The organism is Mesorhizobium sp. M8A.F.Ca.ET.208.01.1.1 (assembly GCF_004791315.1).
Taxonomy (GTDB): Bacteria; Pseudomonadota; Alphaproteobacteria; order Rhizobiales; family Rhizobiaceae; genus Mesorhizobium.
This window is the reverse complement of record NZ_SRUT01000017.1, coordinates 38,320-44,732: the sequence shown is the minus strand read 5'-3', so window position 1 is coordinate 44,732 and position 6,413 is coordinate 38,320. Positions and strand designations below refer to the sequence as shown.

Annotated in this window: 7 protein-coding genes; 1 reads left to right on the top strand and 6 read right to left on the bottom strand. The window is 63.9% G+C overall.

What is annotated here, in order from left to right:
- Window positions 1–177 precede the first annotated feature (177 nt).
- On the bottom strand, window positions 178–1,287 hold the full coding sequence (locus EN851_RS33645; protein WP_127278183.1) for a TRAP transporter substrate-binding protein: 1,110 nt from the start codon (window positions 1,285–1,287) through the stop codon (window positions 178–180).
- Window positions 1,288–1,549: 262 nt separating this feature from the next.
- Between EN851_RS33645 and EN851_RS33640 the strand changes: the two genes are divergently transcribed.
- Window positions 1,550–2,323 carry a gamma-glutamyl-gamma-aminobutyrate hydrolase family protein gene (locus EN851_RS33640; RefSeq protein ID WP_135882814.1) on the top strand — a complete coding sequence of 258 codons (774 nt, stop codon included), beginning with the start codon at window positions 1,550–1,552 and terminating at the stop codon, window positions 2,321–2,323.
- A 1-nt stretch (window position 2,324) separates the two neighbouring features.
- On the opposite strand, the gene EN851_RS33635 is transcribed toward EN851_RS33640, so the two are convergent.
- The 5 genes from EN851_RS33635 to EN851_RS33615 all read right to left on the bottom strand — a co-directional run bounded on the left by EN851_RS33635 (window position 2,325) and on the right by EN851_RS33615 (window position 6,369).
- Window positions 2,325–2,729: a hypothetical protein gene (locus tag EN851_RS33635; protein ID WP_135916992.1), complete on the bottom strand. Its 405-nt coding sequence runs from the start codon at window positions 2,727–2,729 to the stop codon at window positions 2,325–2,327.
- A gap of 86 nt (window positions 2,730–2,815) precedes the next feature.
- Window positions 2,816–3,799: a 2-hydroxyacid dehydrogenase gene (locus EN851_RS33630; protein WP_135930996.1), complete on the bottom strand. Its 984-nt coding sequence runs from the start codon at window positions 3,797–3,799 to the stop codon at window positions 2,816–2,818.
- Window positions 3,796–4,818, bottom strand: coding sequence for a LacI family DNA-binding transcriptional regulator (locus EN851_RS33625; protein ID WP_127278020.1), 1,023 nt, complete (start codon window positions 4,816–4,818; stop codon window positions 3,796–3,798). Before EN851_RS33625 ends, EN851_RS33630 begins: the two co-directional genes overlap by 4 nt.
- A gap of 65 nt (window positions 4,819–4,883) precedes the next feature.
- Window positions 4,884–5,768 (bottom strand): DMT family transporter, encoded by an 885-nt coding sequence (locus tag EN851_RS33620; RefSeq protein ID WP_167531481.1) that lies wholly within the window; start codon window positions 5,766–5,768, stop codon window positions 4,884–4,886.
- A 193-nt stretch (window positions 5,769–5,961) separates the two neighbouring features.
- Complete coding sequence (locus EN851_RS33615; protein WP_127278018.1) at window positions 5,962–6,369, bottom strand: DUF2000 family protein; 408 nt, start codon at window positions 6,367–6,369, stop codon at window positions 5,962–5,964.
- Window positions 6,370–6,413 lie beyond the last annotated feature (44 nt).

Genomic DNA, 6,413 nt, shown 5'->3' with positions numbered 1-6,413 from the left:
AACAAACCGTAGCCGCTCGTCCATGATCCCAGTTTCTCGCCAAACCATCGCCGGTCCTCCCGGCGGACAAGAAAACTGTCACCCATGCTATCGGTCCATTCTGTTACCTATCTATCCGGTTCGGACACCGGGACCTTCTCCCCGTATAGTGACGGGGAGAAGGGACAAGGCTCAACCCTACAGCTTGCCGTTGCGCTGCTGGACCATCATGAAGGTATCGTAATTGTATTCGGCAACCTGCGCCCAGAGATAGTGCTCCTTGCGGAAGCCCTTGATCGATTCCCAGATCTTCTTGAAGGGCGCGTTCGAGGCTTCCATTTCGGCATAGACCTCGTTTGCCTTCTCGAAGCACGCGGTCATGATCTCCTGGCTGAACGGGCGCAGTTTGGCGCCGCCGGCCACCAGCCGCTTCACCGCCGGAGGGTTCACGTAGTCGTATTTCTGCAGCATGTTGGCATCGGCGGCCTGGGCGCATGTACGCAGCAGCGACTTGTAGGTCGGCGAAAGCTCTTCGTATTTCGCCTTGTTGAACATCAGGTGGACGGTCGGGCCGCCTTCCCACCAGCCGGGATAGTAGTAATAGGGCGCGACCTTGTAGAAGCCGAGCTTCTCGTCGTCATAGGGGCCGACCCACTCAGCGGCGTCGATGGTGCCCTTTTCCAGCGCCGGATAGATGTCGCCGCCGGCGATCTGCTGCGGCACGACGCCGAGCTTCTGCACCACTTTGCCGGCAAAGCCGCCGATACGCATCTTGAGGCCGGAGAGGTCGGCGACGGTTTTGATCTCCTTGCGGAACCAGCCACCCATCTGCACGCCGGTGTTGCCGCCCGGTAGGCCGAACAGACCTTGCGTGGCGAGGAACTCGTTGAACAGGTCTATGCCGCCGCCATGATAATGCCAGGCATTCATGCCGCGCGCATTGAGCGAAAAGGGCACGGCGGCACCCAGCGCCCATGTCGGATCCTTGCCCCAGTAATAATATGCCACCGTGTGGCAGGCCTCGACCGTGCCGGCCGTGGTGGCGTCGGCGGCCTGCAGGCCAGGGACGAGCTCGCCGGCGGCAAAGACCTGGATCTGGAAATTGCCGTCAGTGGCTTCAGACAGCATCTTGGAGAACACTTCGGCGCCGCCATAGATGGTGTCGAGCGACTTCGGGAAGGACGACGCCAGCCGCCATGTCACCTTGGGGTTGGACTGGGCTATGGCCGGTGCGGCGAGCGTGGCCGCCGCCGCGGCTGCACCGACGCCGGTCACGCCGGCCTTGCGGATGAATGAACGACGATCCATGCAGTTCCTCCCTTTTGGATCAACAGACCGACGCCGGAGACATCCTCCGTACCCGCATCGGCTGGCGAAACAATACACAGGCAGGGGGTCGAGTCCAGCACGGCCACCGTATTTGGCGACGGGGCCATGGGGGCCTGCAACTATAGTCTAACAGGGGATTTCGTGGCCTATGCGACACGCTGAAACTTGGCATGGAAAAATGCCCTGACATCGCCTATTTTGAGGGCAGGACATTCCTTGCCAGATGGAAAACAGACCCAAAATGCAGCAGCCGCTCGTCGCCATATCGACCGACGTCCGTCAATTCGACAACTACACCTGGCATGCCGCGCCGCAACAATATCTGGAAGCGGCGATCGCGGGTGCCGGTGTTTTCCCCCTGCTCGTGCCCTCGTTCGGCGACCGGCTGGACTTCGACGAACTCCTGTCGTCGGTCGACGGCGTCATGCTCACCGGCTCGAAATCCAACGTCGACCCTTCGCTCTATGGCGGCGATGCCAGCGAAGCCAATGGCCCCTATGACACCGCGCGCGACTCCACGACGCTGCCGCTGATCCGCAAGGCGATCGAGCGCGGCGTGCCGCTGCTCGCCATCTGCCGCGGCATTCAGGAGCTGAACGTGGCGCTTGGCGGTACGCTGGGCACCGAGATCCAGGAGCGCGAGGGATCGCTGGACCACCGTGCGGCGATGAGCGACAAACAGGACGAGCGCTTCGCCATTCACCAGACCATTTCGATCAAGCCGGGCAGTTGCCTGGCCGGCGTGTTCGGTGCCGGCGACATCAAGGTCAATTCCTTGCATCGCCAGGCGATCGAGCGGCTGGGGTCGAAGCTCGAGATCGAGGCTGTCGCCACCGACGGCACGGTCGAGGCGGTTTCGGTCAAGGGCGCCCGCGCCTTCGCCGTCGGCGTCCAGTGGCATCCCGAATATTGGGTCAAGTCGGACAGCAATTCCGCCAAGATTTTCCGCGCCTTCGGCGATGCGGTGCGTTTGCACGCCGCCGCGAAAGCCGGCGCGCGGGCCGCGGCGGAGTAGTTCAGTCTCGCGGCTTCAAGTCACCATCCGCCGCGAGCGACAACAACGGTAGCGCCGGGGCATAGGATTCGTAGCCATCGCCGTCAGCCACGGCAAAGGTGACGATCGGATCGACGCCGTCGGCACTGAAGGCGACCGTTCCGTCGTTTTGCTGGCGCCAGAATTTCACCTGCTCGATGCCTGGCAGGAGCCGTCGGCAATTCGGAGCCACGGTCAACAGCGACAGACCATCCGAGACCGAGGCGCCGCGCGTGACCGCGCAGGCCCCCCCGTCGCCATTGGCGACCAGCCTGTAGGTGTTGGACGGCGTAGCCTCTAGGGCGACGCTTTCGCCATTGCCGTCATGAAACAGTTGAACGCCGCCAACCAAGGCTGCGGCTGCGATTACCGCGGAAAGCGCCTTCATACTGATCTTCACCCATGCATACAGACAGGATGAAGAATGATTTCAAAGGGTTAAGCAGACGTTAATAAATATGGCAGCCCGACCGCTCAAGGGCGAGCCTTCACATTGACCGTCTCCGGCACCGGCGTCAGCGCCCGGCGCTCGCTGAACCAGGAGACCAGATTGTCGACGCAGAGATCGGCCATGGCGCGGCGTGTGTGCTCCGAAGCCGAGCCGACATGCGGCAGCAGAGAGGTGTTTGGCAAGTCGAGCAACGCCTTGGGGACATTCGGCTCGTCGGCGAAGACATCGAGCCCGGCGGCGGCAATGGTGCCGTCGGCAAGGGCGGCCGCGAGGGCCGCTTCGTCGACCGTGCTGCCGCGGCCGATGTTGACGAAGACGCCATTCGCGCCGAGTGCCGACAGGATCTCGGCATTGACCGCTTTCTGCGTCGAAGCTCCGCCGGGCGCCACCGAAATCAGCGTATCGACCGCCTCGGCCAAGCCCTTCAACGTCGGATGGTACTGGTAGGCAAGGGCTTCGACACGACGCCGGTTGTGGTAAGCGACCGGCAGGCCGAAGGCCTCCAGCCGCCCGGCAATGGCCTGCCCGATGCGGCCCATGCCGAAAATGCCGACGCGGCGCGCGCGCAAGGTGAGCCGGCTCAGCGGATAGTTGCCCTTGCGCATCCAGTTGCCGTCACGCAGCCAGGTCTCGGCGCGCGGCAGGTCGCGCACCGTGTTGATCAGCAGCCCGATCGCGGTGTCGGCGACCTCCTCGGTCAGCACGTCGGGCGTGTTGGTGACCATGATGTTCTTCGCCGCCGCATGGCCGACATCGACGGAATCGTAGCCGACGCCGAAAGAGGCGATGAGTTCGAGATTTGGCAACGCATCCATCATCGCCGCGCTGATGCCGGCAAAGGAAGCGACGCCACGTACGGCGCGGCGCATCTCCTCGGTGACCAGCGCCGGATCGGCCCGCTCGATGCCGACGCGCCTGAATGTCCGGTCGATGCGATCGGCGGCATGGCCGCTGAAATCCGATGGCACCAGAATGGCAACGGCTTGCAGATCTTCGGCCCTGGTCATGCACGCTCCACCGGCTTGCCGGTCGACTGGCGCACATGCAGTTCCGGCTTGATCAATTCCTGCGAGGGCCGCACCGTCTGACCGTTGAGCTTGTCGAGCAGCGCGCTGGCGGCGCGGCGGCCAACCTCGCGCTGGCCGTTCCAGACGGTGGTCAGCGCCGGCGTGGCGATCGCCGCCTCCTCGAGATCGTCATAGCCGGTGACGGAGATGTCGATGCCCGGCACCAGGCCGGCGCGCGCAATGCCGTTCATCAGGCCGATGGCGACGAGGTCGTTCCAGCAGCAGGCGGCGGTCGGCCTGTCCTTCAGCGCCAGGAATTGCCCGGCCGCCTCGAAGCCCGCCTGCTTGGTGCGCGGGCCGGCGATGCGCCAGGACGATCTGACTTCGAGCCCCGCCGCCTCCATGGCGTTGACATAGCCCTGGTAGCGATCGCGGCCGGTCGAGGTCTGATCGGTGCCGCCGATCATGGCGATGCGCTTGTGGCCGAGCGAGATCAGATGGTTGGTGGCGAGGCCTGTTCCATAAGAGTCGTCGCCGCGAAACACCGGCACGTCGGCGCCCTCGACGGTGCGTGCGATCAGCACCGCCGGCAGGCCGTTCTCCTCGGCCATGACGATGTCGGACGCGGGCGTGCCGATGGCCGGTGACATGATGACGCCGTCGGCGCCGAGTTGCAGCAGCGTATCGATGAAGGTGCGCTGCTTTTCGAGCTGATCATAGTGATTGGACAGGATGAAGGTCTGCCGGCTGCGGTCGAGCTCGCTCTCGATCGAGCGCAGGATCTCGGCGAAGAACGGGTTCATGATGTCGTGCACGACGACACCGACAATGCCCGAGCGCGAGGTGCGCAGGCTGGCGGCGCGGCGGTTGTAGATATAGCCGATGGCGCGCGCATGTTCCTTGATGCGGTCGCGCGTCGAGCCGGCAACCAGCGGGCTGTCGCGCAGTGCCAGCGACACGGTGGCCGTGGACACGCCAAGCGCATCCGCGATCGTCGACAGCTTGATCTTCTGTGCCAGGCTTTCGCTCCCCGTCGTTTTTTAAACTGTTTAAGGGCGGCCTTATGCCATCGATCGGGGCCAAATCAAAGTTTTTTTGCCAGCGCCTCGGCCTCGACATCCGAGGCGGCGCGGCTGCGCAGCCGAAGCCGGTGTTCGCGATGGACGATGTAGAGGCCGCTGGCGACGATGATGGCGGCGCCGACCAGCGTCCAGCGGTCGGGGAACTGCTTGAAGACAAGCCAGCCGGAAAGGATCATCCACACCATCTGCGAATAGGGATAGGGGGCGAGCGCCGTGGTCGTTGCCCGCCGATAGGCCTGGACCAGCAGCCAGTGGCCGACGCCGCCGAACACGCCGAGCATGAGCAAGACGAACCAGTGCCAGCCATCGTGCGGCAGAGAGAAGGAAAACGGCAGCATGGGCAACAGCAGCACCGCCGGCGCCAGCGCCGAGAACAGGATCAGGCTTTCCGAGGTCTCGGTGGCCGACATGCGTCGCGTCATGATGACATAGAAGCAGTTCGACAGCATCGAGCCGAGCGCAAAGAGGTGTCCGATGCCGAAAACGCCGACACCTGGCCTCGTGATGATCAAAACCCCGGCGAAAGCGGCCAGGATCGCCAGCCACCTCCGCCAGCCGGCCCATTCGCCGAGCAGCGGGCCGGCAAGGGCGGTGATCACCATCGGCCCGAAGAAATAGATCGACGTCGTCTCGGCCAGTTGCAGGGACCGCAGCGCCAGGACGTTGAACATGGTCGAGCCGAACAGGAAGGCGCCACGGATCACATGCGCCGGCAGGTTGACCGGGCGAAACCGCGCCGGCTCGCGCCAGCCCCGCAGCAGCGCCCCAACCAGCACGACATGCACGGCAAAGCGCACCCAGGCGACGATCAGGACGGAGACGCCGGCCAGGACGAGATATTTGCTTGAGGTGTCGAGGAAGGTGAAGAAGACATAGGTGGTCAGCATGCACAGGATCGCCACCGGCGGCGTCGCGCTTTCTGACTGTCTTTGGGAAGGATTCACGTGCAGGCCGGGGAAAAGCTGGGCTGGAGCCCACCTTTGCGGGAATTGTCGCTTGCCGGCAAGCCAATTGTCGCCCGCTGCCGCGCCTGGGGTCGCTGGTACAACAACAGCCGCCGTCAGGCTTAGTCCGCGGGCGCTATGTGTGCATTCGGGCGCCCTTGGTGATCTTGTCGACAACCTTCTTCTCGGCGCGCAGCGCGATGCCGACCACCTTGGCGTCTTCGGGCGCGAATTCGGCAAACACGGCGCGGTTGGCGGCGTCGAAGCCGGTGGAAAACATCTCCTCGACATAGAGCGAAGTCGTCACGCCGCGTTCCAGCACACGCCGGTGGATCGCACCGAGCGTCGCCTGGTCGGCCGAGAGCACGATAACCGGCTGGATCGACAGCGGATTGTAGAGATTGCCGGCGCGGTCGCGATAGGGCTCGCCGATGATGTCGGGGAATTGCGCGACGATGCCGCTGGTCAGGAAGGCGGTGACGTTGAGTTTCTGCCAGACGGGCAAGTCTTCTCGCAGTACGATTGCAAATTTCGTATCGAACATGACAAAATGGCCATTCGAGGTTAGGCCCCGATAGCGAGGCTGTG